Here is a 26,725-nt window from a genome sequence, read left to right on the forward strand (position 1 = left end):
CCTTCCAGAGAGGTGGGGGGAACACCGCGACCGCTGCGAGCACCGCTGAAGGCGAAGCCGCCCGTCCAACGGCGCCGTATCGACCGGCGCGGCACAGATCGCGCTCAAAGAGCAACGGTTTGCTCAGCGCACAACGTAGGAGCGTTCCACCGGCGGGTCAAGGGAGCGCACAGAAATACATTCCCCTTTGCCTCCGCATCCGCCGGTCTCCCTGCGGTCGGCGGATCTTCTCCGCAGATGTGGTGCCTGTCGAAGTCTCCGGAGCCGGCGACACGTGTCCGATGCCGTCCGGCGTCAGGCCGAGGGGACCGGTTCGTAGTCGAACCAGTCGAAGGCGACCGTGCCGCGAGTGGTGTACATCCCGATGACACGTCCGGTGAAGCCGGTGGCGACCTCGGTGGACAGGTAGCGCCCCTCGAGTTCGGCCAGCGGCACCGCGCCAGGGGCGTCCGGGTCCCCGATCCAGAAGGCGATGGTGTCCGGGCCGGTGGGCTCGATACCGGTGAACTCAGGCGACGGGGAGATGATGTCGGTGGTGCGGACGGTGACAGTCAGGGTGAGCGGACCGGGCGGCACCTGGCGACGGGCCACCGTCTGGCGCAGCGGCCCGATGCGCGCGACGACGCTGACTTCCCCGTCACCGGCTTCCAGGTCGTAGTGGTGGGCCTCGTCCATACGCACGCTCAGGCCGCCCCGTCCGCTGCCCGGGTCCAGCAGGGCGGCGGCGCGGCATTCGTGGTGCTGCTGCCGGTGGCCGACGAAGGTGTAGCCGGGGCGGTCCAGGGTGGGGCCGGTCGCGGTGAGGGTGAGCCAACCCGGGCGCTCGGCCAGCGACCAGGAGGCGTCGGGGCGGGCGTACGGCGAGATCCAGTGCGGCGCGAGCGCCGGCTCGTCGAAGTCGTCGCGGGCCGAGCGCACCGGGAAGGGGTGCCAGGCTCCGGCGGGCGCGGGGTGGCGCTCGAGCACGGGTCCCACGACGGGCCAGCCGTTGTCGTCCCATTCCACGGGAGTCAGGAAGGTCTCGCGGCCGAGCACCTGGAATTTGGGCGTGTAGCCGCGGGGACGGGTGGCGAGCAGCACCATCCACCAGGTCCCGTCGGGCGCCGTGACCAGGTCGGCGTGGCCGGTGCTCTGGATGGGCCGGTCAGTAGCGCTGTGGGTGAGCACGGGGTTGCCCGGGGCGCCTTCCCATGGGCCGCGCGGCGAGCGGGCGCGGGCGACGGACACGGCGTGGCCGCGCTCGGTGCCGCCCTCGGCGATCAGCAGGTACCACCAGTCGCCGATGCGGTAGAGGTGCGGGGCCTCGGGGTACAGCAGACCGGTGCCTGACCAGATGGGGAAGGGTCCTTCCAGCACCTCGCCCTTGACCGGGTCGACCCGCGCGATGTGGATGCCGGGCACGGTGAACGCGACCCAGCAGGTGCCGTCCTCCTCCCAGGCCAGGTCCGGGTCGATGCCGGGCAGATCGAGCCACACCGGGTCCGACCACGGGCCCTCGGGCCGCTCCGCGGTCACGATGAAGTGGCCGCCGCCGCTGACGTTGGTGTTGATGACCCAGAAGCGGCCGTCGTGGTGACGGATCGTGGGGGCGTACAGGCCGCGGGATGCCATGGTGCCGGGCAGCGGGAGCGGCAGTTGCTCGGGGCGGTCGAGCACGTTCCCGATCTGCTGCCAGTGCACCAGATCCTTGCTGTGGAAGAGCGGCAGGCCGGGAACGTACTCGAAGCTCGAGCACACCAGGTAGTAGTCGTCACCGACGCTGCACACGCTCGGGTCGGGGTGGAACCCGCCGATCACGGGGTTGTCATAGGTCCGCACAGGGCGTGGTCCCTTCGGGATACCGGGCTTGGAGGTCCAGCGCGGCGGATCCAGCGAGCCGCCGCGGCCGAGCGACTCTATACGACCGCCCCCGCTCGTAGCTGCGCCGGCTCCGGCCGCCGAGGTCCAGGAAAGCGCTGGCAGGGCGGCCGTCGATGCCCCTTCGGTCAGACGTGGAACGGGGACAGGCTCTGCAGCACCGCTGCCGGTCTCCTCTTCCCGTCGACAGGGCCGGCCCGCCCGCTGACCGCGTGCGCGGGTGGCCGGATCGCGTTCCGGCCACCCGCGCACCCGCGACCAGGGTCTATCCGAGGGTCCATTGCTGGTTGCTGCCGCCGTTGCAGTTCCACAACTCGACCAGCGCGCCGTTGGCCGTGCTCGCACCGGTCACGTCCAGGCAGAGCCCTGACAGGGCGCTGGTGACCGTGCCGTTGGAGTTGATGTTCCACTGCTGGTTCGGCTGGCCGTTGCAGGACCAGATGATGACCTTGGTGCCGGCCGTGGTGCCTTGCCCGTTCGCGTCCAGGCACATCTGGCCGCTGCCGGAGTAGACGCTCAGCTGGTTCGCGGAGGTGCGGGTGAAGACCTGGTTGGATCCGCCCGAGCAGTCCCGGATCTGCAGCTGGGTGCCCGCCGTCGTGGACGCGTTCGGCACGTCCAGGCATTTGCCCGCACCGACGGCGTGCAGTTCGCCGCTGGTGTTTCCGCCCGTCGATCCGGCCGGGGTCACGTAGACGGCGAAGGCGTCGTGCGCTGCCTGGAAGGTGACGGGCACCGTGACCGAACCGGCGGAGGCGCTCAGGTTCTGGTCGTACACCACCTGCGGTGCGCTGAGCGGGTACTGGTCCGGGATCCTCTCGACGGTCACGTTGACGCTGCCGTTGTTCGCCAGCCAGGGCACCGAGGCCAGGCCGTTGAAGGTCACCGAGGCAGTGCCGGTGTAGCCGTTGCTGTCGCCGATCACGGCCACCGCACGCTTGGCCGTGCTGTCCTTCGACGCGGAAATCGCGGTCGAGCCGACCTGACCTGAGGTGTTGACGAGCGTCCCTGTCATGTCGGCGTAGGTGCGCAGCGCCCACCAGTTCCCGTTGGGCTGCCACGTTCCGTTGCTCTGGGTGAGGACCCCGGTCAGGTTCGGGGTCATGCAGCACGACCAGTTTCCGCGCATCGCGTTGGTGTACCCGGACTGAGCGAACCGTGCGAGGTACCAGGCGGTCACGCCGGCCGTCTGCCGGTCCGCGGGCTGGTACTCGTTCGCCGACAGCGGCCGGGCGGAGACGCCGTTGGCTGACAGCGCGTTGCCGAGCGACTGCGACACGGTGACGGGGTCGTCGACATCGCCCTCGTCGTGATTGGTGATCATGTCAGGGACCGTTCCTGCTGACTTGACGTGGGCCAGCCAGGTGTTCCACTCCCCCGGGTTGCTCTGAGGGGTGAAGGCGAGGGACGGACCGACGATCGTCGCGTTCGGGGCGATGCGGCGGATCTCCCGAAAGGCGGTGTCCCACATCTGGAAGTACTGCGAGCTGTTCATCCCCCGGGTCCAGAACACCGAGATGTCCGGCTCGTTGTAGATGTCGTAGGCGAAGGGCAGCCCCGACGCCTGCAGGGCGCCCACGGCGGAGTCGATGAAGCTGACCCAGTTCGAGCAGTTGCCGTTGTCGCAGGGGTACACCTCGTTCGACGGCTGCCCGCCGTTGTTGCCCCACAGGTCGCTCAGGATGACCTGGTACTGGGCGTGGTAGGGCGGCTGCGTCAGTCGCGTGGCCTGCGCGGTGATCGACGCGATGTCGGCCTTGGTGGCGGAGCCGTAGCTGTAGTTGTCCTTGATCCAGCCGCCGGAGAACCAGCCGCCTCCGCGGAAGGCGTTGATCCCCAGGGGCTGGAGGTACTGGTCCGCCGGCTGCGTGCCGTCCTGGGTGATCCCGTAGAGGAAGCCTTCCCCTACCCCGGTCGAGGGTCCCCGCGAGGAACTCAGATCCACGCTGAGTGACTCGCCGGCGGCAGCATGGCCGGCAGTCGGCATCACCAGCAGGGCGGCGAGCCCCAGCACGGCAGCTGCGGCCATGGCCAGTCGGCCCGGTTTTGCTCTCTTTCTCATCGACTTCCTCCTACGACGGGGCGCCACAGCACTGAGACGGGGGCGCGGCGTGGTGATGGGGATCTGATGCGGTGTGCCGCACACGGCACGTGAGGCCCTTGCGGGTCGAGCCGGACCGCAGCCCACGGGTGGACGTCGGCCGAAGGCCGGCCGCCGGCGTCGGACGCCAGGCCGATCTCCCGGACTGCGCGACCGCGGGCTGGTGCATCGAATCGATTGGCAGGAATCGGTTCGACGGGATATTACGGCTGGGGTTCACGTGGGTCAATGAGGTGTGACAAGCCAACTGCCCACGGCTGTCCGCGTGTCGGGCGATGAGAGGACCGGGCTGAGCGAACCGATTCCTGTGGCGGCGTCGAGTGCCTGCGGCGCCCCTGTGCCGCAGTAGTCAGACGCGGTCAGGCGCGGGGAGCACCGGCTCCGCCGGGATGGGGCGCCGGGCCGGCGGCGGGCCTGGCGGGGGCGGCGCCTGTGCTGGAGCGAAGGGAGACAGGTGGCGCGAGCAGGATGTGGCGGGGAGGAGTGTGCGGCGCCGCGATGCGTTCGATGAGCAGGGAAACGGCCTGCACGCCCATGTCGTGAGCGGGGACATCGGCGGCGGTGAGGGGTGGACGGAAATCCTCCGCCCACAGCCGGCCGGCAACGCCGGTCACCGAGAAGTCGTACGGCACGCTCAGGCCGGCGTCCGCCAACGCCCGCTGGATACCCGGCAGGGCCGCCTCGTTGACGGTCGTGACAGCGGTGAGGTCCGGATGTGCCCGCAGCAGGCCCTCGATGCTCTCCTGGCCGGAACGCGCGTCGTCCCCGCACGCGACTTCGACACCCTCGACACCCCGCTCGCGGACAGCCTCGGTGAAGCCCTCCCGCGCCCTGATCGCGGGACCGTAGCCCGCAGCGACGAGTTCGGGTGAACGGCTGATCAGTGCGACCTTTCGATGCCCGAGATCGGCAAGGTGCCGGACCGTGTGGCGGACCAGGCCGGCGTAGTCGACGTCGATCCAGCACATCGCACGGTCGTCCGTCGTGTGCCCGATCCCGACGAAGGGCAGACGCGCCTGCAGGAGGCGGCCCACTCGGGCGTCCTGGAGCCGGATCTCCATGAGGATCACACCGTCGACCCGGCTTTCCGAGATGAGCCGTTCGAAGGATCGGTCGTGGTCGCCCCCGGACGGGGACAGCAGCACGTCCAGATCGGCGCGGGCCGCCGCGTCGACGACGCTGCCGACGAAGTCCAGTTGCATGTGGGTGAGCCTGTTGCCGGCCGGCGGGATCACCAGGCCGATCATGCGGGTCCGCCCTTCCTTGAGCGCCCGCGCGGTCGCGTTCGGCCGGTAGCCCAGTTCGTCGATCACGTCCTGGATACGTTTACGGGTAGCCGCCGCGACGGGGCGCTTGCCGCTGAGGGCGTACGACACCGTGCTGCGCGACACACCCGCCCGCCGGGCGATCTCCCCGATGTTCATCCAGCTCCTCACGCCCTTGGTCAGGAGAACCATACTCTTCGCGAATCGGTTCGCGACATGGAGTACGGCTGACCTGACCAGCGCTGGCCTGCACCGTCGGCGTAAGGCCCAGGGGCCGCGGCGTCAGGTTGATGCAGGAGTATTGACGGAGGTGCGCGGGGGTTCTACTTTCACGGTCGAACCGATTCGCTACCTCAGCGATTCGACTCGTCCCTGTCGCCGCGATCGGCCACTGCCGACCGATGGCGGGACGAGCACTGAGCGAAAGGGACAAGCGCCATGAACACTTCCGTCCGGCGACGGTTCGTTGTCGCGTCGCTCGCCGCCGTCGTGGTGGCAGCCACGGCCACCGCCTGCGGGTCGTCGTCCTCGGACGGATCCTCCGGCTCGACCGCGGCCGGCGGCACGTACACGGTCTGGGACCCGTACCCGCAGTTCGACGGCACGTCCGACTGGGTGAAACTGCTGGGCAGTTGTGGCAGCCAGGCCGGGGTGAAGGTGAAGCGGACAAGCTTCGACACCACCGATCTGACCAACAAGACGCTGCTCGCGGCGCAGCAGGGCAACTCCCCCGACGTCCTGATCGTCGACAACCCGGTCGTCTCCACGCTCGCTGACGCGGGCGTCCTCACCACCACGGACGACAGCAGGATCGACACTTCCCAGGTGGAGCCGAACCTCCTGGCTGCCGGCCAGAGCGGCGGTAAGACCTACGGCACGCCGATCGGGGCGAACACCCTGGCGCTGTACTACAACAAAGAGGTCCTGAAGGCCGCAGGGGTGGACCCGGCCTCGGTCAAGGACTGGGCGTCGCTGAACGCGGCGCTGGCCAAGGTGAAGGCGGCGGGCAAGAAGGGCATCACCTTCTCCGCCATCGGCACCGAGGAGGGCAGCTTCCAGTTCCTGCCCTGGTTCTGGGGCTCGGGGGCACAGCTGACCGACCTTGCCTCGGACCAGGCGGTTGCGGCGGTCACGCTGTGGAAGGACTGGCTCAAGGAGGGGTACGCGCCCAACTCCGTGATCAGCAACACTCAGACCACCAGCTGGCAGGAGTTCGCCACCGGGCAGTACGCCTTCGCCGAGAACGGCACCTGGCAGCTGGCCAACGCCAAGAAGGCGGGGTTCGGCTACGGAACCATCGCGATCCCCACGTCCACCGGCGGCACCGCGCCCGCGCCGACCGGCGGCGAGTTCGTCACCGTCCCCGTGCAGAAGGACACCGGCCGCTACACCGCCTCGGACAAGATCGTGTCCTGCCTGACCGACGCGAAGAATCTGCTGGCCACCGACACCACCCTGTCCTACGTGGGGCCGACCGGGCAGGTCCAGAACCAGCAGGCGGCCGCCACCCCCGAACTCAAGGTGTGGGTGCAGGCGGTGCAGGCGGCCAAGGGGCGCACGAGCGACGACCTCGGGACGAAGTACCCCAAGATCTCCGAACACCTGTGGGGCGCGGTGCAGGCGGCACTGACCGGATCCAAGTCGCCGAAGGACGCGCTGTCCGCCGCGCAGTCGTCCGCCTCCCAGTAGTACCCCGACTCGACGCACCGGCCCGCGGCGCGGGCGGGGGCCTGGCCGACCGGCCCCGCCCGTGCCGCCGGTCGGCCTGCTCAGCGAAGGACCGCACCTCGATGAACAGCACCGCACCGACGCCGGGCGCCTCCGCGGCGCCCAGCGCAACGGACCCGGTAGGCACGGCGCCTCCACCGTCCGGAGCCGCCGACCGATTCCCGCACGGGCCGCGCTCGCAGCAGTGGGCGGCCTGGGGCTTCCTGACCCCTGTGGTGATCTACCTCGGTGCCTTCTACGCGTACCCGCTCTACCGCAACCTCGACCTGTCGTTGCGCAACTACACGGTGCGCTCGTTCGTGCAGGGCAACGCGCCGTTCACCGGTCTGGAGAACTACCGGAAGGTCGTCGACGACCCGACCTTCGTGCCGGCTCTGGAGCACACCGTGCTCTTCACCGGGGTCTCCCTCTTCTTCCAGTACGCGATCGGGCTGGCGCTGGCGGTGTTCTTCGCCCAGCACTTCCGGCTCTCAGCCACGCTGCGTGCCCTGTTCCTGGTTCCCTGGCTGCTGCCGCTGATCGTGTCGGCCTCCACATGGTCGTGGATGCTCAACAGCGAGTCGGGAATCGCCAATGCGGCGCTCGGGTGGCTGGGCGTCGGACCGGTGAACTGGCTGACCTCACCTTCGTGGTCACTGGCTTCAGTGATCATCGCCAACATCTGGATCGGGATCCCCTTCAACCTGGTCGTCCTCCACAGCGGCCTCCAGGCGATTCCCGCCTCGCTGAACGAGGCCGCGGCCATCGACGGGGCGAACGCCTGGCAGCGCTTCTGGCGGGTGACCTTCCCGTTGCTGAGACCGGTCTCCGCGATCACCCTGCTGCTCGGGCTCGTCTACACGCTGAAGGTCTTCGACATCATCTGGATCATGACGAGGGGCGGTCCCAGTGACTCGTCGACCACTCTCGCCACCTGGTCCTACCGGCTCGGCTTCGGGAACCTGCTGCCGGAGTTCGGTCCGGGAGCCGCCGTGGGCAACCTCCTCGTGGTGATCGCCCTCGTCTTCGGGCTGGTGTACATCCGCGCCCAGCGACAGCAGGACAACCCGTGAGCGCCCGCGTGAGCACGGTCGGACGGCCGTATCCGCCGAAGCCGGAGCCACGACGCGGGCGCGGCAGAGGGAGATCCCGCCGGATGACGGCGCTGGGTCTGCTGTTCACCGCGATGATGCTCTTTCCCGTGTACTGGATGGTGAACGTCTCCCTGACGCGCGAACGGGACATGCGCAAGACCCCGCCGGACCTCTTCCCCGTGCACGCCACGCTCAGGGGCTACCGGGAGGTGCTCGACCAGCAACTGCCGTACCTCGGTACGAGCTTGGTGATCGGACTGGGCACCGTCGCGGTCACGGTCCTCCTTGCCGCCCCGGCAGGATTCTCACTGGCGAGACTGCGGCCGCGCGGCGGAGGGCTCGTCGGTTTCCTGATGCTGGTGGCCCAGATGATCCCCGGGATCATCATGGCGATGGGTTTCTACGCCATCTACCTCAGCCTGGGGTTCCTGCACTCCGTTCCCGGCCTGATCATCGCCGACTCGACCCTGGCCGTGCCGTTCGCCGTCCTCATCTTCACGGCATTCATGTCCGGCATCCCCGCTGAGCTCCTGCAGGCCGCCAGGGTCGACGGCGCCGGATCCGTCCGCATCTTCCGATCCATCGTGCTTCCGATGAGCCGCAACGCGATCGTCACCGTGTCGCTGTTCGCCTTCCTGTGGTCCTGGTCGGACTTCGTCTTCGCCAGCACCCTGGACAGCGGCGGAGCCCACCAGCCCATCACCCTCGGCATCTACCACTACATCGGAAACAACAACCAGGAGTGGAACGCCATCATGGCCACCGCTGTCGTGGCCTCACTGCCGGCCGCGGTCATTCTGGTCCTGGCCCAGCGTTATGTCGCCGCCGGGGTCACGGCTGGAGCCGTAAAGGACTGACCGGCATGCTCTGCCAGGCCGCCCGATGACCGAAGCGCCCCATCAGAAGAGGATCGAGTTCCCGCAGATGACCGTCACCCCCGACAGCCACGCCTTCGCGATCCAGGAGATACCGTTCAGCCGCCAGGGATCGTGGTTCAACATCTCGTCGGTCACCGCTCAGCACGCTCGGGCACAGGACCTGCATCTGATCTCCCACCAGAACGGCATGCACGCGGTACTGCGCTTCGTGCCGCTCCATCCGTCGAGCGGGAGCCGTGCGGAGACCGTCTGGAGGGCGACACCCACCATGCTGACCTGGGAGGCGGACCCGGGCCGTATCTCGATGGTCTACGAGAGCGCCGACACCGTCCGGCTGCGCGGTGAACGGCTCGACCTGGCGATCACGCCCGCGGACCAGGAACTGACATCTTTCACCGGCACGTACCTCTACCGCGACCCCGTCGACGGGTCCTACCAGTTCACCTCGTACGAGACGGGCCGCCGCTACCGCGTCACTCTTCTGGATGGCACGATCGCAACCGCGGTGGGGCTGGAGGGACTTGCCGGTGCAGACCGCCGGCTGGTCCTGTCCGGCCCGCAGGGCTGGGAAGCGGTCATCGAGGAGATCGACAGCGCACGGCAGCCGTACGCACCCCGGGGGGACTTCGATGCCGCGGCGCTCTCGCACGCCGAGGCGTTCCGTGACTTCGCCGGTGCCGTGGCTCCCCTTCCGTCCCGCCAGGCGCCTGCCGCCGAACTGGCCGCCTACGTCCTGTGGTCGGCCACCGTGCGTCCCGCGGGCTTCCTGCGGCGTCCTGCCGTTCTGATGTCGAAGCACTGGATGGACAAGGTCTGGAGCTGGGATCACTGCTTCAACGCCCTCGCGCTGGCCCAGGGGCTGCCGGACCTCGCGTGGGACCAGTTCCAGATCCCCTTCGACCACCAGGACGAGACCGGAGCACTGCCCGACTCGGTCACGCACTCGGAGATCCTGTTCAACTTCGTCAAGCCGCCGATTCATGGCTGGGCACTGCGGAGACTGCGCGAACGCCTGCCCCGGCAACCGGAGTCCGACGAGCTGAGGGAGACCTACCGGCGCCTCGGGCGCTGGACCGACTTCTGGCTCCGAGCCCGCACAGCACCCGGCCTGGGCCTGCCGCACTACCAGCACGGCAACGACAGCGGCTGGGACAACGCCACCACCTTCGACGGCCGGAGGGTGCTGATCACCGCCGACCTGGCGGCCTTCCTCGTCCTCCAGCTGGCGGAGCTGGCCGAACTCGCCAAGGACCTCGGAGACGCCGGCGCCGCGGACCGGCATCTGGGCACCGCGGACGCCGTTCAGCAGGCGCTGCTGGAAGAGTTGTGGTCCGACGGGCGTTTCCGCAGTCGTTCGCCGCATTCCGGCGACTGGTCCACCAGCCGCAGCCTCCTGGACCTGATGCCGATCGTCCTGGGCGAACGGCTGCCCCGCGAGGTCGCCGACCGCCTCGCCGAACGTATCGCCGAGCACCTGACCCGTCATGGGCTGGCCACCGAGCACACGGACTCGCCGCATTATCAGCCCGACGGGTACTGGCGGGGTCCGATCTGGGCGCCGGCCACCGTCCTCATCGAGGACGGCCTGCGCCGGGCCGGTCACACCGGCCTTGCCGACGACATCAGCCGCCGCTTCCGGCATCTGTGCGAGACCTCCGGCTTCGCGGAGAACTTCGACGCCCTGACCGGCGAAGGGCTGCGCGACCGCGCCTACACCTGGACGGCGAGCAGTTACCTGCTGCTCGCGGACGAGCACCACCGGCGCACCTCGGATGAGCCGGGCGACCCGCCGGCCTCGGCGGACCGCGGCCGGGGCGGAGCACACCGGTGACCGGCACGGCACCCTGGCTGCCCGAACGCCTGCACTCGGCCGGTCCGACCGACGTCGTCACGGTCACAGGAGCTGCCGGAGACCTTGCCGCGACGGCGGGGCTCGCGCGGCGCGCTGACGGCACGTCGGTCTTCGGGTAGGCGTCCGACGAGCCGCGGTCGGACGGCCTCCTCGCCGCGGACGCCGAGGGGCTTGCCGCCCTGCGCGACGCGGGCGGCGTCGTCACCCCCGAGGTCGTCCTCGCCGCCTGCAGCGTACACGTGGGCCGAGGCCGACCTGGCCCGCCCGTGGACGGCGCGGCTGCCACCCGAGGACATGTGCTCTGCGAGCGGTACGCCGAGCTGACCGGGCTCGGCCGGAGCCGGCGCGACCGCATGCCGATCCTGCAGCTGCGCCAGCACCTGGCCGTGATCGCCCGGTTCGACCCCGGCTGGGGCGCCGCCGGCCGCTGCCGCACCCAGGGTCCGTTTACCCGTCGAAACATAAGTCATCACAGTCGAAAGTTTCCACACAGGCCGTTTTCACGAAGCGCGCCCGCGTCCACCGTTCGGACACATACCGGATCGATTAAGGCCCACTGGGTTCTCTGTGGGATGTATTGACGTGCTTCGACAGGCGACCTAGTGTGCCCGCAACGATCGCAAGGCACCCGAAAGTTTCGGTGAGTCCCGACACGTAGCACACCCAGTGCGAGCCGCTCCATCGGGTGTGCAGCATGTTAGCGCTCACTTTCAACTGGACCAAGCAACCTCGCGACCGCTTGCCGCAACAGGATCCATCAATGGTGACAGATCAGGGAGTTTCCAGGATGACGAGGAAAACACGCAGCGCGACGGCTGTGGCTATCGGCGTGGGGGTCGCACTCGCCGTCACCGCCTGCGCCGGCGGCAGCGACGACAGCAGCAGCAGCGACAACAGCGGCGGCAGTTCGTCGGGCGACAAGGTCACGGTGACGGTCTGGGAGAACGCGCAGCCCGGACCCGGCGCTGAGTACTGGAAGAGCGCTGCGGCGGCGTACCACACGCTGCACCCGAACGTCACGATCAAGATCCAGTACGTCCAGAACGAGGACCTCGACGGCAAGCTGCAGACCGCGCTCAACTCGAACTCCGGGCCGGACATGTTCCTGCAGCGCGGCGGCGGCAAGATGCAGGCCATGGTCAACGCCGGCCAGCTCCAGGCGCTGGACCTCACCGACACCGACAAGGCGAACGTCGGCGCGGCCGCTCTCGCAGGCGACTCGATCGACGGCAAGGTCTACGCGATGCCGCTCGACACGGCACCCGAAGGCATCTACTACAGCAAGGACCTGTTCAAGCAGGCCGGCATCACCGCCACGCCGACCACGATGGACGAGCTCGAGGCGGATGTCGCGAAGCTGAAGGCGATCAAGGTCGCGCCGATCGCGGTGGGTGCCAAGGACGCCTGGCCGGCCGCGCACTGGTACTACAACTTCGCCTTGCGCGAGTGCAGCCAGGACACCATGACGGAGGCCGGCAAGTCGCTCAAGTTCGACGACCCGTGCTGGACCAAGGCCGGCGAGGACCTGTCCTCGTTCCTGAAGGTCGGCCCCTTCCAGAACGGATTCCTGACGGCCTCCGCGCAGCAGGGCGCCGGGTCCTCGGCGGGCCTGCTGGCGAACCACAAGGCCGCCATGGAACTCATGGGCAACTGGGACCCCGGGGTGATCGGCAGCCTGACCCCGAACCAGAAGCCGCTCCCCGACCTGGCCTGGTTCCCCTTCCCCGCGGTGGCCGGCGGCAAGGGCGACCCGAGCGCCATCATGGGCGGCAGCGGCGGATACTCGCTGACCAAGAACGCGCCGAAGGAGGCCTTCAACTTCCTCCAGTTCCTGGTGACCAAGGAACAGCAGGAGGGCTACGCCAAGGGCTTCTTCACGATCCCGGTGAACAAGGCCGCCCAGTCGGTCGTCACCGACTCGTACAACATCTCGGCACTGCAGGCCTTCAACAAGGCGGCCTACTCCATGCAGTTCCTCGACACCGAGTACGGCCAGAACGTCGGCAACGCCATGAACACCGCCGTCGTGAACCTGCTCGCCGGCAAGGGCTCGGCTGCCGACATCGTCAAGGACACGAACAAGGCTGCCGAGAGGGGCTGAGTAAGTAGCCAATGAGCGACACCCTGGGTACTGACACGGCCATCGGCCGCCAGTCGCAGGGCACGTCTCGGGTCGGGGGCGCTGCCACGCCCCCGACCTCGCCGCGAGCGGCTTCGCGCCGCCGCGGCCGTGCCAAGATGCGACTCGAGATCGCCCTCCTGTCCGGACCGGCGATCCTCATGTTCCTGGCGTTCGTGATCTTTCCGGTCGCGCTCGCCGCGTACTACGGCTTCTACCGCTGGCACGGCTACGGAGCACCGACCGACTGGGTCGGCCTGAACAACTACAAACTGATCCTCACCGACCCCGCGTTCCAGCAGGTCCTGAAGCACAGCTTCATGATCATGGGACTCTCCCTGGTCATCCAGGGACCGCTGGCGATCATCCTCGCGCTCCTGCTCAACCAGAAGATCCGCGGCCGCTCGGTCATCCGGGTCCTGATCTTCGTGCCCTACATCATCTCCGAGGTCATCGTCGGCACCGGCTGGAGCCTGATGCTCCAGGGCAACGGCGCCATGAACGACCTGCTGCGGCAGATCGGCCTGGGCTCCCTGCAAGCTGACTGGCTCTCCGACCCGAAGCTGGCCATCTGGACACTGATGGCCATCATCTCGTGGAAGTACATCGGCTTCGCGGTGATCCTGATGCTCGCCGGCCTGCAGTCGATCCCCGAGGAACTCTTCGAGGCCGCTCAGATCGACGGCGCCTCCTACTGGCAGATACAGCGCCGCATCACCCTGCCGCTGCTGGGGCCGACGATCCGCATCTGGGCGTTCCTCTCGATCATCGGCTCGCTGCAGCTGTTCGATCTCGTCTACATCATCTGGGGCCAGTACGTCTCGGGTACCGCGGGCACCTCGACCATGGCGATCTACATGCTCGCCCAGGGCCGCAACGCGGGCAACTACGGCTACGGCAGCGCGATCGCGGTCGTGATGTTCCTGATCTCGCTCATCGTGGCGCTGATCTACCAGCGCGTCGTCCTGCGTCGTGACCTACGGGGAGCCGTCACGGAGGGAACCGTCTGATGAGCGCGACCACTGCAAGATCCTGGTTCTCCTCCGCCGCCGGGCCGAACGAGCCGAGCGGCCGTCGGGTCGGTCGTGACGCGCCGCAGAAGTGGGGGAGCCCCTTCACCTACTTCGTCGCGCTGCTGTTCATCGGGGTCTGTATCGCTCCGGTGATCTACATCGTCATCGGCGGATTCCGCACCAACTCGCAGATCACCACGAGCCCTGCCGGCCTGCCGCACCCCTGGATCACCGCCAACTACGTCAACGTCCTGAAGTCCTCGAGGTTCTGGGGCGAGTTCGCGAACTCCGTCCTGGTCGCGCTGGCGAGCACCGTCGGCATCGTCGTCCTCGGCCTGATGGTGAGCTTCGTGATCGCGCGCTACGACTTCAAGCTCAAGGGCGCGATGTACTCCCTGTTCGCCGCCGGCCTGATGTTCCCGATGGTCATCGCGATCACCCCGCTGTACATCGTGGTCAAGGACCTCGGACTCGTCGACAACCTGCTGGGCGTGATCGTCCCGCAGATAGCCTTCGGCCTTCCGACGACCGTCATCATCCTGGTGCCGTTCCTCCGGGCCATTCCGAACGAGATCGAGGAGGCCGCCGCGATCGACGGCACCAGCCGGCTCGGGTTCTTCGTCCGGATGGTCATTCCACTGTCGCTTCCGGGTGTCGTGACAGTCGGCATCCTGGCGTTCATCGGAAGCTGGAACAACTACGTCCTTCCCCTCTACATCCTCAACTCGCAGGCGAACTTCACCCTGCCGCTCGGCGTGCAGGCCTTCTCCTCGCAGTACTCCACCGACACGGCGAAGGTCCTCGCTTTCACCTCGCTTGCGATGCTGCCCGCACTGATCTTCTTCTCCATCTTCGAGAAGCGGATCGTCGGCGGTCTCACGGGCGCCGTGAAGGGCTGAGAACCCGCTGCAGAACACGCACCCGTTGTGAGCCTGCCCGTGCCGTACCTCGGCAGGGGCAGGCCGCTGAGCGGCGCCTTCGCTCGGCCCGCACCACCCCCAGACAAGGACCACTGAATTGCCCCGCGCGCACATCACGCTCGACAGGCAGGCTGTCATCGCTCCTGTCCGACGCCGCACCTTCGGCTCGTTCGTCGAACACCTCGGCCGCTGCGTCTACACCGGCCTCTACGAGCCGGGACACCCGACTGCGAACGACGACGGATTCCGCATGGACGTCGTCGAACTCGTCAAGGAGCTCGGCAGCACGACCATCCGCTACCCAGGCGGAAACTTCGTTTCCGGATTCCGGTGGGAGGACTCGGTCGGCCCGCGGGAGCAGCGCCCGGTGCGCCGTGACCTCGCATGGCACGCACTCGAATCGAACCAGGTCGGCCTCGACGAGTTCGCCAAGTGGCTCAAGCTCACGGACTCCGAGCTGATGCTGGCAGTCAACGTCGCGACGCGAGGCATCCTGCCCGCCCTGGACCTGCTGGAGTACGCCAACCACCCGTCAGGTACGGCGCTGTCGGATCTGCGCGTCGCCAACGGCACGCCGGACCCGCACGACATCCGCATGTGGTGCCTCGGGAACGAGATGGACGGACCGTGGCAGACCGGCTTCATGACGGCTGACGACTACGGCAAGATCGCCGCCCGCACCGCCGCCGCGATGAAGATGGCCGACAAGGACCTCGAACTCGTCGTCTGCGGTTCCTCCGGGTCCGGCATGCCGACGTTCGGCGACTGGGAGCGCACGGTACTCGAGCACGCCTACGACCACGTCGACTACGTCTCGTGCCACGCGTACTACCAGGAGCACGACGGCGACCTCGGCTCCTTCCTCGCCTCGGCGACCGACATGGACTACTTCATCGACACCGTCGTCGCGACCGCCGACCACGTGGGGTTCAAGAAGCGCTCCGACAAGAAGATCAACATCTCCTTCGACGAGTGGAACGTCTGGTACCTCAAGGAGCACATGGAGTCGCAGAAGCTCGACACCGAGTGGCGACACGCTCCTCGGCAGCTTGAGGACACGTACACGGTGGCGGATGCCGTCGTCGTCGGCAACCTGCTGATGACGCTCCTCAAGCGCAGCGACCGCGTCACCTCGGCGTCGCTCGCGCAGCTCGTCAACGTGATCGCGCCGATCATGACCGAGCCCGGTGGGGCGGCCTGGCGGCAGACGACCTTCTACCCGTTCTCGATCACCAGCCGGCTCGCGTCCGGCGAGGTGATCCGGCCCGTGGTCGACGCGCCGACCTACCAGACGGGGCGGCACGGCGAGGCATCGGTCATCGACGCCGTCGCAACCGTCGACGAGGACCGGTCTGCGGTATTCCTCGTCAACCGCGACCTGGAGGAGGCCGCGCAGATCACGATCGACGTGCGCAGCCTGGGCTCGTCCCGCATCGCCGAGGCGGTCACGCTCGCCGACTCCGACGTGTATGCGAAGAACACGCTCGCCGAGCAGCACCGGGTGAGCCCGGCCGCGAACACCACCGCAGCAATCGCGGACGGCGTGCTCACCATCGACCTGCCGCCGGTGTCGTGGACGGCGATCGCCCTCCGCTGAGGGACGGCACGCGACAGATCCGGCACCGCGGCAGCTTCCTCGCGGTGCCGGATCCCGTCTCGTAGCGGAGATCCGGGGTTCCGCGACTACGAGGGCAGTGCAGCGGAGGCCCACACCGGCAGGTCGATCCGGGAGGGCCGGGCGGTCTCGTGGGAGATCTCCTGCTCCGCACGGACGGTGGCCGTGGCGCTGAGGGCGGGTTCGCCGGTGCCCGGGTTGCGGGCGTAGCGCGGATGTGCGCCCGAGCTGACCTGGACGCCGATGCGGTGACCGGCCGCGAACCGGTGGAAGGCCGGCCACAATGGCACCTCCACCTCGGCGAATCCGTCCGGGCCGGGCCGCGGGTCGGTAGCGGCCGAACCGAGGCTTCCTACGCGCCGGATGCCGTCGCAGACGGTCATGGAACGGCCGTCGGGGTGGACGTCGCAGATGCGGACGAACACATCGGCGCTGGGGGCGGAGGAGCGGAACCGGATCCGGGCGACCGGCTCGCCGGCGATGACCACGGCGTCCTCCAGCGGTGTGCTGCGGAAGGCGGTGACATCGGTGCGGCGTTCGTGCGCGCTGTTGTCGACCGGACCGGAGTCCGGGGTCAGGCTGGGGCCTCCGACGGCAGGTGTCGGATCGCAGGGGTCGTAGCTGTAGCGGGTGACACCACCGTCCGGGGCGGCCGGATCGAGCAGGCCGGACGCATGCAGGTGCCACGACCGCGCTGTGGTGCCGGTCGGTGGCCACGCGGGCAGGTCGTGCCATTGCCCGGCGCCGGTGAGGAACGCCCGGACAGGCGCGACGCGGCTGCCCGACGCGCCGGCGAAGTGCTCCTTGAGGAACTCGACGGACCCGACGAAGGACGGGCCCTCCCCGCCGGCCATGTGTCCCCACGGGCCGACGGTCAGCAGCGGCGGCCGGCCGGCGTTCGCGAGCTGGGCGTAGGTGCGCAGCTGCCAGGGGAGGAAGATGTCGTACCAGCCGGTGCTCATGTAGACGGGCGCGGTGACATCGGGCACAGAAGCGGTGTGCGACTGCTGGGTCCAGTAGTCGGTGGTGAGTTCCTCGTGGGCGAGCCAGTCCTGGTACCAGCCGATCGGCCGCCCGGCGGCGGCGGTGTCGCCGGCGCCCAGCGGCAGCACGGCGAAGGCCGAGCCCAGCTTTCGGTCGGGCCGGCGCAGGAGTCCCAGCATCGGCGCAGGGCCGCGACGGCTCGTCAGGTCCATCCATTGCGACCAGCCGAGCGCATTGCGCAGCGCGAAGGCTCCGTTGTCCCAGGTGACCGCTCCGAAGTCGGGCATCGTGTTGATCAGGCAGAGCGCTTCGGGAGCGTGGTCGGGCTCCTCCCGCTGCAGCCGCCCGGCCACCGCCCACTGGGCGTAGCCGAGGTAGCTCTGCCCGTATGTCGCGACCGAGCCGGTGAACCACGGCTGCCGCCGTACCCACCGGTGCGTGGCCATGCCATCGCGCTGCTCGTTGACCTGCGGGACGAAGGTGCCTCCCGATCCCCCGGTGCCGCGGCAGCTCTGGACCACGACGGTGAAGCCCTCGCGGGCGAGCGCCGCAGCGTGGGTGACGGAGTTCCGGCGGCCGTACGGGGAGCGGATGACGATCGTGGGCAGCGGCGGAGTCACCTTGCCGACCGGCACGTAGAGGTCGGCGAGGAGTTCGACACCATCGTCCATGGGCACCGGCAGTCTGCGCCGCACCCGAAACTCGCAGGGGCCCGGTGTGACTCCTGGGAGCTGCCTGGCCTGCAGCCGGCGCGACAGCCGTCGGCGTATCCCGGTCATTGCACGTCCTTCGGTTCGGGGAGGTCGGGAACAGACTTTCACCTGCCCGGGCGCATGTGGAGGCGGGCGGCCCGGAGGTTTCCCGGGCGGCCGCTGTCGCGCTGCTCCTTGACGAACTCCTTGACGGGTCTGCGTGTTACCGGTCACACTCATGCCGTTGTGACCGGTAACACAAGCTCCGCATCCCCCCACCGCACCCTCAAAGGAGGAGTTGTGCCACCTACAAGGACAGTCCGCGCGGTGACGCGACGACGTACGTGGACGGCCCTGGGCGCCGCGCTCACCACCGCCGCGGCCCTGAGCGTCTCGCTCGCGTCAGCGTCCCCGGCCTCCGCCGCAACGTCCCAGTTCGTCGGCGCCGGATCGGGCCGCTGCCTGGACGTCACCGGCAACACGGACACGTTGGGCAGCGCGATGGAGATCTGGGACTGCAACGGCCAGCCCAACCAGCAGTTCGAGACCACCTCGGCCGGGGAACTGCGCACCTTCAACGGCACGCGGTGCCTGGACGTGTACAACAACGGCACCTCCCCGGGCACCGTGGTGGACATCTGGTCCTGCAACGGGCAGCAGAACCAGAAATGGCAGGTGAACTCGAACGGCACGATCACCGGTGTGCAGTCCGGGCTGTGCCTGGACGTCGACCACGCCGGGACTGCCAACGGCACCCGCGTGACGCTGTGGACCTGCAACGGCCAGTCCAACCAGCGCTGGACCAGCAGCGGTGGCGGCGGCACGGGGAGCACCCTGGTGGTCGATGCCGCCTCCGTGGTGCGTCCGGTCACCCATGTCGGTTCCGGCACTCTGGACGGGCTGAAGGACGAGACGACTCCGCCGGCGTCCATCGTGGTGCCACTGCATCTGAACCAGATACGCCAGGCGCCTCCCGGCACCCAGCACCGCCCCAACGGCTACCCCGCGCCCGTCGGTGACGCCATGAAGGTCTCGTCCACCGCCATGCAGGCCGGCGCCAAGATGACCGTCAACATGGCCGACTTCCTGGACGGCTTCCCCTACAACTGGCCCGGCTGGACAGGCTGGCTCAGCGACGTCGACAGCATGACCGCCGCCGTCAAGGCCCGGCCGGACGTGACCGACATCAACGCTTTCGAACCGTGGAACGAGCCGGACTGGACCTGGCCGAGCGCGGCGGGCGGCTTCACCGACGGCTGGACACGCACCGTCCAGCAGGTCAGGAAGACCTTGCCCGGCATGCCGATTCTCGGTCCCAGCACGTCGTACCTGAATCTGGACTGGATGCGCAACTTCCTCACCGCCGCGAAGGCGTCGGGGACCCTGCCCGACGTCATCTGCTGGCACGAGCTGGGCGGTTGGAAGAACGTCACCAACGACGTCCAGGCATACCGCTCGCTGGAGCAGCAGCTCGGAATCTCGGCGCGGCCGATCTCCATCGACGAGTACGCCACGACGAGCGAGATCGACGTGCCCAGCAGCACCAACCACTACGTGGCCCAGTTCGAGCGCGACGGAGTCAGGGACGCCGAGCGCGCCTTCTGGTACGAGGCGGGCACGCTCAACGGGCTGCTCTACAACAACCAGCCGACCGCCTCGTACTGGATGTACAAGTGGTACGGCGACCAGACCGGCAACGTCGTCAAGGTCACGCCTACCCAGAACCAGGACGGCGTGGCCGCCTACGACGCCGGCCAGAACACCTTCAGCCTGGTCTTCGGCGGTGAGTCCGGCAGCAACACCGTCAAGGTCAACGGGCTCGGTGCCATGGGCTCGTCGGTGACGGCCACGCTCAAGTACGTCTCGGGTACCGGGCGCACGACGAACGTGGCGTCCGCGACGACGCTGTCCTCCGCGGCATACCCGGTCACCAACGGCACCGTCACCTTCCCCGTGCCCAACGAGGACCCCAACGGCGCCTACCAGTTGGTGCTCGCCCCTCGGTGACCCCCTTGGCCGGCCAGGCCGTACCCGGTGGGTAAGCAACCCGGGTACGGCCTGGTCGTACGGTGCGGGTTCAGCTCACGGGGTCCAGCCGCAGCAGCACCGCCGCCGGTGTCCGGGGCAGCAGCAGCCCGACAGCCGCACCGCCCGCGTCCCACACCGCCTCGCCTTCCGTCTTCCGCGGGTGGAGGATCCCCACGGCCACCTCGGAACGACCGGCCAGGTGCCGTACGGGGACCGACAGCCGCGGCTCGGTTCCCTGCCTGCGCCAGACGAGCAGGTAGGTGGGGCCTTCCGGCACCCGCATGCCCAGCGACAGCCAGTCGTCGCTCCAGCCGGGCAGGCCGAGCGGCCAGAAGGGCAGGGCACGGGGCAGATCGGCCCGCAGGCGCTTGTACACCGCCATCGCGTCCCCGACCAGGGCCAGCTGATGCGGCGACATGCGGTCGAGGCGCCCGGAGAGGTGGACCCGGCCGAGCAGGGCGCCGGCGAGCGCGAAGGTGATCTCGTCGTCGGTGAACTCCGGCTGGGGGTAGGCCCACACGGCGCACTGCTCCGGGGGCATCGCCGTAGGCGCCGCGACGGTGATGGGCGGGTAGCGCAGCGGGTCCTGCTGGTCGCTGGTGGACTGGAGCTGGGTGACGGCGAGACTGGCGCCGTCCATGCGCATGCCCCCGGAGGCGCAGTTCTCGATGACCAGGCCGGGGTGCCGGTCCAGGACCTCGGCGATCCAGTCGAGGTAGGCGCGTGCGTGTCCGAGCAGCCCCGCGCCGGGTGAGGTGTCGCCGGGTCCTTGCGTGCCGGGCGCGACGACGATGTTGTAGTCGAGCTTGAGGTAGCCGACACCCCATGCGCCCACGATGCGGTCGACGGTGGCGTCCAGGTGCGCTCGGGCGGCGGGGTGGCGCAGGTCGAGCTGGTGGCGGCCCTGCTCGGTGATGCGGACCCCGTCCTGCTGGAAGAAGGCGTCGTCCGGGAGAGCCTTGGCGACCGGGCTGCGGACGCCGACGACTTCGGGCTCCAGCCACAGGCCCGGCACCATGCCCAGGTCCCTGATGTGGTCGAGGACGACCTGGATGCCGCCGGGGAAGCGTGCGGAGGAGGGCAGCCACTCCCCCACGCTGTCCCACCAGCCGTGCAGGTCGTCGTCGTACCAGCCGGAGTCGATGCAGAAGTACTCGGCGCCGGCCTGCGCGGCGGCGTCGATCAGCGGCACCAGCTTCGCCGTGGTCGGATCGCCCATCAGGGTGTTCATGTAGTCGTTGAAAACGACCGGGAGCGCCGTGTGGTCGGGGTGGGCTCTGCGCACGGCCCGCCGGTAGGTGGTCAGGGCGGCGATCGCGTCCTCGAAGCCGGAGCCGAGTGCCACCGCGACCGGCACGGTGGTGAACTCCTCGCCCGGGGCCAGCGCTTGACGCCACTGGTGATCGGCGTCCGCAGGTCCGTGAAGCGTCAGGTGGCAGCCGTGGGCGTACTCGCCGATGTCCCAGCGCCAGCCGGCGGGTGATTCGACCTGCCATGCCCAGGCCCGGCCGCCGGCGCCGTCGGTGAGGGCGCCCGCCGCCAGGTGCCCGTCGGTGGGCCAGCTGCCGCGGCCCGCCAGTGCGAGGGTGGCGCGGCTGTCGTGCTGATGGCTGTCGACCCCGATGTCCGCCACGGTCCCGCGCAGCGGCTCGGCATACCACCGGCCCTCCGCCAGCCAGTCGTTGCGTGCCCGGTGGACCTCCAGAGCATCGGCCGGCGGAAGCCCGCCGAGCAGAAGACTGCTGACCGACTGGACGACCGCGACCCGGGTGCCGTCGTTGCGCAGCCGCACGCGGGACCGGAGGACCGGAACACCGTCGGGAGAGGAGAGTTCGACGGTGGCGGCCAGCCCGCTGGCCGGATCGTGGACGTCGAGGTCCAGGAAGTGCCAGCCGTCCCGGATCCCGGCCCGTACAGCGCGCCTGCGCATCCGCTGGTTCAGTGCCGTACCGGTGAAGCGCGGACCGGACCAGCCGGTGCCGTGTCCCAGGGCGGTCACCTCCAGCAGGGGCAGGAAGGCAGCGGGTTCCGCGTCGTGCCCCGCTGCCCCGGGCTGCTCCAGCCGGGCCAGCCGCGGTACACCGTCAGGACCGGTGCTCACTTCCAGGCGCAGTGCCGTATGACCCCACACAAGCGGGTCGTCGACCCGGTCACCGGCCGGTTCAGCCGCTGTAGCCGCATCGGTCACCCTGTTCTCCTTGTCCTGGCCTTTCCCCATGACCTGGCGGTGGCGGGCCGCCCTACCCGGGAAATCCATTTTCGCAAGCATCTTGACGGCCGCATTGTGACCGGTAACAATCCTGACATGAATGTGACCGGTAACACAAGGCGCCAGCCCAGCATCCGGGATGTCGCCACCGCCGCCGGCGTCTCTCACCAGACGGTCTCCCGGGTCATCAACGACCACCCGAGCGTCAAGTCCGCCACGCGCGAGCGGGTGAACCGGGCCATCGAGGAACTGGGTTTCCGGCGCAGCGCCACCGCGCTGGCGCTGGCCAGCGGACGCAGCCAGAGCGTCACCGTGCTCACGGCGAACACCACCCACCACGGCTATGCGTCGGTACTGCAGGGCGTGGAGGAGGCGGCCCGCAAGGCCGCCTACGGGGTGGGCATCAGCGTGCTGGAGTCCGCCGACGAGCAGACCGTCGCCGCCGCCGTGCAACGAGCCGGCGACTCCGTGGGCGGCCTGATCGTGATCGCGTACGACCCCGCGGGCGTGGCGGCGCTTGCCGCGGCGGACCCGGACCTCCCGGTGGTGGGCGTGGTGGAGACGCCCGCGGACCCCCCGCCGCACGACCGGCTCTGGGTGTGGACCGACGACCGCCAGGCGGCGTACGAGGCAACGGGGCACCTGCTGTCCCTGGGACACCGGAACGTGCACTACGTGGCCATCCCGTCCGGTACCCGCCGGGTGAGCGCGCGTACCGCGGGCTGGCAACGGGCACTGGAGGACGCCGGCGCCGCCGTACCGGAGGTCGTCCACGAAGGGTGGGGGCCGGAGAGCGGTTACGCCGCAGGCAGCCGGTTGGCCCGTGACCCGGAGGTCACCGCGGTGCTGTGCGGCAACGACGACCTGGCGCTCGGCGTGATGCGCGCCCTGCACGAGGCCGGCCGGTCCGTTCCCGGCGACGTGAGCGTGGTCGGTTTCGACGACGCGCCGCACTCCGCGTTCGTCACCCCGACGCTCACGACGGTCCGGCTGGACTTCTCCGGTCTGGGCCGGTCCGCCTTCGACCTGCTGCACGGCCTGCTGACCAGGTCGACCCCGGTCAAGCCGCACTCGGCCGCCGTACCCGAGCTGGTGGTCCGGGAGAGCATCGCCCCGCCGCGGCACCTCTGACGCGGTGCCCGCATCGCGCCGCCCATCCATCCGCACACCACAACGACGAAGAGGTCGCCATGCATCACCCGAGGAGAAGAGCGTTCCTGCTGGCGCTGGCCGTGACCACCGCCGTCCTGGCGAGCGCCTGCAGTGACCCCAGCTCGGACGACTCCGGCACCAGCAGTGCTGCGACTGCGTCCTCGGTGAATCCGACGGCCCGCCTGGACGGCGTGAAGCTGACCATGTGGACTGCGCAGAACACCGTGAACGCGCCCAAGCAGGTCATCGACGCCTTCCGGAAGGCCACCGGCGCGAGCGTCAGTGTGCAGGCCATACCCGATCTCTACGAGCAGAACGTGCCGACAAAGCTCGCTTCCGGCGACAAGCCCGACCTGATGTTCTGGCAGCCGTCCATATCCACCCTGCCGTTCATCCAGCCGCAGCGGAATCTGCTGACCCTGGACGGCGAGCCGTGGGAGTCCAAGCTGGGCGACACCGAGCGCTCCCTGGGCGTCATCGACGGCAAGCGGTACGCCGCGATCGTGACCAGTCCCGCGATGCTCGGCGTCTACTACAACAAGGACGTCTTCAAGAAGGCAGGCCTGACCGAGCAGGACTTCCCCACGTCCTACGACCAGCTGCTCGCACTCGGCCACAAGATCGTCGACCGTACCGACTCGGCGGCCTTCTACGAGGCGGGGGGTGACAAGTGGCCGATGCAGTGGCAGATGCAGGTCCAGCTCACCGATCTCAAACCGCAGTGGTGGACCGACCTGAACCACAACAAGGTCAAGTGGACCGACCCCGCCGTCGTTGCCGCGATCACGAAGTACAAGGACAAGCTGCTGGACGCGGGCCTGGCCCAGAAGAACTACCGCACAGGCACATTCACCGGACAGGCCGACGCCCTGTGGAACGGCGACGTCGGTATGGCGCTCAACGTCACGTCCTTCCAGTCCCAGCTGCAGGCCAAGCACTCCACCGCCGAACTCGACCAGCACATCGGCTGGTTCCCGATCTCGAACTCCTCGAACACCGGTATGTACTCGCCCGACCAGACCAACGGGGTCGTGGCCTTCAAGACCGGCGACGCCAAGCGCCAGGACGCCGCCCGCCAGTTCCTCGCCTTCTGGCTCGGCCCTGACTACGCCGACTACACCAAGACCATGAAGATCCCCTCGGTCGAGCCGGCGGTGCCCAGCCCCGCCGATCTGCCGCAGTCGTCGAAGGCGCAGATCGCCGCCCTGCCCACGGCCACCGGTGTCTTCCAGGCCAAGGCCATCGTCGCGCCCGACACGCATCTGTACCTGGCCGACATGATCTTCGGCAAGAAGAACCCCCAGCAGGTGGCCCAGGCCATCGAGGACCAGTTCGCGCAGATCGCCAAGGCGCAGGGCGCTCCCGGCTTCTAGCACTCGACCGGGGGACTCCCATGGCTCACGCCACCGTACGCACCGGCCCCGGCGGCCCGGCCGAACGTCCGGCCCGCCCGGGCCGGGTCCGCGCGGCCCGGCCCGGGCGGCTGCCGCGCGCCGCCGTCCACCACCCCTGGTGGTTCGCCCTGCCCGCGATCGCCGTCTTCACGGCGTTCTTCCTGGTACCGAACCTCCTCAACTTCTACTACCCGTTCACCAATTGGTCCGCGTACCACTCCAGCATCTCGTTCACCGGGCTGGGCAACTTCCGCTCCATCCTCGACGACGGCTCCCTGCTGCGCTCGCTGCGCACCACAGTGCTCTACGCGGTCCTTGCCGCGCTCTTCCAGAACGCCTTCGGCCTGGTGCTGGCGCTGCTGCTGGAGGAGGACACGCGGTTCAACCGCTTCTTCCGTGCTGCCTTCTTCCTGCCGGTGCTGATATCGGCGCTCGCCACCGGCTACGTCTTCCAGTCCCTGCTGAACCAGGACGGTGCCGTCAACCACCTGCTGGGCACGGACATCGCCTGGCTGGGCTCGACCACCTGGACGCTTCTGGTGGTCACCGTCATCCACGGCTGGAAGTGGATGGGCCTGTCGATGCTGATCTACCTCGCCGGGCTCAAGGGCATACCGGGCGACATGCTGGAGGCCGCCCGCATCGACGGCGCCGGCCCCTGGCAGACGTTCCGCTCGGTGCGCTGGCCCATGCTCGCGCCTGCCGTCACCTTCAACGTCACCACGGCCCTGGTCGGATCCATGAACACCTTCGACATCGTGCAGGCCACCACCGGCGGGGGGCCGGCGGCCTCGACGGAGGTCTTCAACATCTACCTGTTCCGCATCTTCGGCGAGGGACTCTACGCACAGGCCTCCGCGATGAGCCTGGTCCTCTTCCTGGTGGTGGTCGCCGCCGCGATCCCCCTCGTCGTCGGTCTGCGGCGAAGGGAGCTGTCGCTGTGAGCACCGTGGCCCTCAGGAGCGGTCGCGCTCCTGCCTCGGCCGCCTGGCGCGTCGGCCGCCCGCTGATAGTCGTCCTGCTGGCGGTGGCCGCCATCGGGGTACCGCTGTGGCTGACCCTGGCCACCTCCGCCAAGCCGCAGGCCGAAGCGGTCAGGCCCAATCTCTCCGCGCCCCGCCACTGGCAGGCCGCCCACAACTACCACGACGCCATGAGCCAGGGCGACATGCTGCGCGGCTTCGCCAACTCCCTGCTCGTCGTGCTGCCGTCCGTGCTGCTCGTCCTGATCCTCGGTGCGGCCGCCGCCTGGGTCTTCGCCCGCCGCAGCTCCTGGCTGGTGACCGCCGCCTACGCGGTGTGCATCAGCGGGCTGCTGCTGCCGCCGTCCGTCATCACCGTCGTCATGGAACTGCGCCAGCTCGGCCTCGCGGGCACCAGACCCGGCATGATCGCCGTCTACACCGGGATGTACCTGTCCACCTCGGTCTTCTTCATCACCGGCTTCATCCGCGCGATACCGCTGGAACTCGAAGAGGCCGCCCGCATGGACGGGGCAAGCCCCCTGCGCATCTTCGTCCGTATCATCCTGCCGCTGCTGCGACCGGTCCTGGCCACCGCGACGATCATGGTGATGCTCTATGCGTGGAGCGACATCTTCTACGCCTTCTTCGTCCTGGGCAGCGGCGACCGCGCCACCCTCCCGCTCAACCTCTTCAAGGTCGCCAGCGCCCAGCTCTACCTCAACAACTGGCACCTGGTCTTCGCGTACGTCGTCATCATGAGCCTGCCCATGGTGGCCGTCTTCCTGGTCGCCCAGCGCAAGATCGTGGCGGGCATCACCAGCGGAGCCGTCAAGTAGCGGACGTCCGAGGGTGTGTGCCACTTCCAGGAGAAGTGGCACAC

Annotated in this window: 19 protein-coding genes; 14 read left to right on the plus strand and 5 right to left on the minus strand. The window is 68.9% G+C overall.

From position 1 onward, the window contains the following. Positions 1-294: 294 nt before the first annotated feature. The 3 genes from NFU81_RS24185 to NFU81_RS24195 form a co-directional block, all read right to left on the minus strand. On the minus strand, positions 295-1,818 hold the full coding sequence (locus NFU81_RS24185; protein ID WP_251493364.1) for a glycoside hydrolase family 43 protein: 1,524 nt from the start codon (positions 1,816-1,818) through the stop codon (positions 295-297). Between the two features lie 304 nt (positions 1,819-2,122). Beyond that, positions 2,123-3,919 (minus strand): RICIN domain-containing protein, encoded by a 1,797-nt coding sequence (locus NFU81_RS24190; protein ID WP_251493366.1) that lies wholly within the window; start codon positions 3,917-3,919, stop codon positions 2,123-2,125. Between the two features lie 398 nt (positions 3,920-4,317). Beyond that, positions 4,318-5,382: a LacI family DNA-binding transcriptional regulator gene (locus NFU81_RS24195; protein WP_251493368.1), complete on the minus strand. Its 1,065-nt coding sequence runs from the start codon at positions 5,380-5,382 to the stop codon at positions 4,318-4,320. Between the two features lie 279 nt (positions 5,383-5,661). Between NFU81_RS24195 and NFU81_RS24200 the strand changes: the two genes are divergently transcribed. The 9 genes from NFU81_RS24200 (at position 5,662) to arfA (ending at position 16,403) form a co-directional block, all read left to right on the plus strand. Further along, a complete protein-coding gene (locus NFU81_RS24200; RefSeq protein ID WP_251493370.1) occupies positions 5,662-6,912 on the plus strand; it encodes a sugar ABC transporter substrate-binding protein in 1,251 nt (416 codons plus the stop codon). A gap of 101 nt (positions 6,913-7,013) precedes the next feature. Beyond that, positions 7,014-8,003, plus strand: coding sequence for a carbohydrate ABC transporter permease (locus tag NFU81_RS24205; RefSeq protein WP_251493371.1), 990 nt, complete (start codon positions 7,014-7,016; stop codon positions 8,001-8,003). Between the two features lie 83 nt (positions 8,004-8,086). Continuing rightward, positions 8,087-8,881, plus strand: a complete 795-nt coding sequence (locus tag NFU81_RS24210; RefSeq protein WP_251493373.1) for a carbohydrate ABC transporter permease — start codon at positions 8,087-8,089, stop codon at positions 8,879-8,881. 67 nt (positions 8,882-8,948) lie between these two features. Further along, positions 8,949-10,733, plus strand: a complete 1,785-nt coding sequence (locus tag NFU81_RS24215) for an amylo-alpha-1,6-glucosidase (RefSeq protein ID WP_251493470.1) — start codon at positions 8,949-8,951, stop codon at positions 10,731-10,733. Continuing rightward, positions 10,730-10,873 (plus strand): hypothetical protein, encoded by a 144-nt coding sequence (locus NFU81_RS24220; RefSeq protein ID WP_251493375.1) that lies wholly within the window; start codon positions 10,730-10,732, stop codon positions 10,871-10,873. Before NFU81_RS24215 ends, NFU81_RS24220 begins: the two co-directional genes overlap by 4 nt. Positions 10,874-11,571: 698 nt before the next feature. Further along, the gene (locus NFU81_RS24225) at positions 11,572-12,855 is read left to right on the plus strand and encodes an ABC transporter substrate-binding protein (RefSeq protein ID WP_251493377.1); all 1,284 of its coding nucleotides are present in this window, start codon (positions 11,572-11,574) and stop codon (positions 12,853-12,855) included. A gap of 11 nt (positions 12,856-12,866) precedes the next feature. Continuing rightward, positions 12,867-13,883, plus strand: a complete 1,017-nt coding sequence (locus NFU81_RS24230) for a carbohydrate ABC transporter permease (RefSeq protein WP_479688507.1) — start codon at positions 12,867-12,869, stop codon at positions 13,881-13,883. Then, entirely contained in the window at positions 13,883-14,785 is a 903-nt protein-coding gene (locus tag NFU81_RS24235; RefSeq protein ID WP_251493381.1) for a carbohydrate ABC transporter permease, read from the plus strand. Before NFU81_RS24230 ends, NFU81_RS24235 begins: the two co-directional genes overlap by 1 nt. 118 nt (positions 14,786-14,903) lie before the next feature. Next, positions 14,904-16,403, plus strand: coding sequence for an arabinosylfuranosidase ArfA (gene arfA, locus NFU81_RS24240; RefSeq protein ID WP_251493383.1), 1,500 nt, complete (start codon positions 14,904-14,906; stop codon positions 16,401-16,403). A gap of 86 nt (positions 16,404-16,489) precedes the next feature. Here arfA and NFU81_RS24245 read toward each other — a convergent pair whose 3' ends face one another. Continuing rightward, positions 16,490-18,076, minus strand: a complete 1,587-nt coding sequence (locus tag NFU81_RS24245; RefSeq protein WP_251493385.1) for a CocE/NonD family hydrolase — start codon at positions 18,074-18,076, stop codon at positions 16,490-16,492. Positions 18,077-18,424: 348 nt separating this feature from the next. On the opposite strand from NFU81_RS24245, the gene NFU81_RS24250 reads away from it, so the two are divergent. Then, complete coding sequence (locus NFU81_RS24250) at positions 18,425-20,104, plus strand: RICIN domain-containing protein (protein WP_251493387.1); 1,680 nt, start codon at positions 18,425-18,427, stop codon at positions 20,102-20,104. Positions 20,105-20,174: 70 nt separating this feature from the next. Here the strand turns inward: NFU81_RS24250 and NFU81_RS24255 are convergent, their stop codons facing one another. Then, positions 20,175-22,343, minus strand: a complete 2,169-nt coding sequence (locus NFU81_RS24255) for a glycoside hydrolase family 36 protein (protein WP_422665274.1) — start codon at positions 22,341-22,343, stop codon at positions 20,175-20,177. A gap of 87 nt (positions 22,344-22,430) precedes the next feature. Here NFU81_RS24255 and NFU81_RS24260 point away from each other — a divergent pair, with 87 nt between their 5' ends. Genes NFU81_RS24260 through NFU81_RS24275 form a run of 4 tightly spaced genes read left to right on the plus strand, consistent with a single transcriptional unit; the run spans position 22,431 to position 26,681 of the window. Further along, the gene (locus NFU81_RS24260) at positions 22,431-23,465 is read left to right on the plus strand and encodes a LacI family DNA-binding transcriptional regulator (RefSeq protein WP_251493390.1); all 1,035 of its coding nucleotides are present in this window, start codon (positions 22,431-22,433) and stop codon (positions 23,463-23,465) included. A gap of 59 nt (positions 23,466-23,524) precedes the next feature. Next, a complete protein-coding gene (locus NFU81_RS24265; RefSeq protein ID WP_251493392.1) occupies positions 23,525-24,859 on the plus strand; it encodes an ABC transporter substrate-binding protein in 1,335 nt (444 codons plus the stop codon). A gap of 20 nt (positions 24,860-24,879) precedes the next feature. After that, positions 24,880-25,824 (plus strand): carbohydrate ABC transporter permease, encoded by a 945-nt coding sequence (locus tag NFU81_RS24270; protein ID WP_251493394.1) that lies wholly within the window; start codon positions 24,880-24,882, stop codon positions 25,822-25,824. A 5-nt stretch (positions 25,825-25,829) separates the two neighbouring features. Further along, the gene (locus tag NFU81_RS24275) at positions 25,830-26,681 is read left to right on the plus strand and encodes a carbohydrate ABC transporter permease (protein WP_251493473.1); all 852 of its coding nucleotides are present in this window, start codon (positions 25,830-25,832) and stop codon (positions 26,679-26,681) included. Positions 26,682-26,725: the final 44 nt, after the last annotated feature.

The sequence above is a fragment of the Actinacidiphila cocklensis genome (assembly GCF_907177275.1).
Taxonomy (GTDB): Bacteria; Actinomycetota; Actinomycetes; order Streptomycetales; family Streptomycetaceae; genus Actinacidiphila; species Actinacidiphila cocklensis.

Coding starts and splice junctions, on each gene's coding strand:
- NFU81_RS24190 (WP_251493366.1), bottom strand. CDS start 3,919: ATGAGAAAGAGAGCAAAACCGGGCCGACTGGCCATGGCCGCAGCTGCC.
- NFU81_RS24195 (WP_251493368.1), bottom strand. CDS start 5,382: ATGAACATCGGGGAGATCGCCCGGCGGGCGGGTGTGTCGCGCAGCACG.
- NFU81_RS24200 (WP_251493370.1), top strand. CDS start 5,662: ATGAACACTTCCGTCCGGCGACGGTTCGTTGTCGCGTCGCTCGCCGCC.
- NFU81_RS24205 (WP_251493371.1), top strand. CDS start 7,014: ATGAACAGCACCGCACCGACGCCGGGCGCCTCCGCGGCGCCCAGCGCA.
- NFU81_RS24210 (WP_251493373.1), top strand. CDS start 8,087: ATGACGGCGCTGGGTCTGCTGTTCACCGCGATGATGCTCTTTCCCGTG.
- NFU81_RS24215 (WP_251493470.1), top strand. CDS start 8,949: ATGACCGTCACCCCCGACAGCCACGCCTTCGCGATCCAGGAGATACCG.
- NFU81_RS24230 (WP_479688507.1), top strand. CDS start 12,867: ATGAGCGACACCCTGGGTACTGACACGGCCATCGGCCGCCAGTCGCAG.
- NFU81_RS24235 (WP_251493381.1), top strand. CDS start 13,883: ATGAGCGCGACCACTGCAAGATCCTGGTTCTCCTCCGCCGCCGGGCCG.
- NFU81_RS24245 (WP_251493385.1), bottom strand. CDS start 18,076: ATGGACGATGGTGTCGAACTCCTCGCCGACCTCTACGTGCCGGTCGGC.
- NFU81_RS24255 (WP_422665274.1), bottom strand. CDS start 22,343: ATGGGGAAAGGCCAGGACAAGGAGAACAGGGTGACCGATGCGGCTACA.
- NFU81_RS24260 (WP_251493390.1), top strand. CDS start 22,431: ATGAATGTGACCGGTAACACAAGGCGCCAGCCCAGCATCCGGGATGTC.
- NFU81_RS24265 (WP_251493392.1), top strand. CDS start 23,525: ATGCATCACCCGAGGAGAAGAGCGTTCCTGCTGGCGCTGGCCGTGACC.
- NFU81_RS24270 (WP_251493394.1), top strand. CDS start 24,880: ATGGCTCACGCCACCGTACGCACCGGCCCCGGCGGCCCGGCCGAACGT.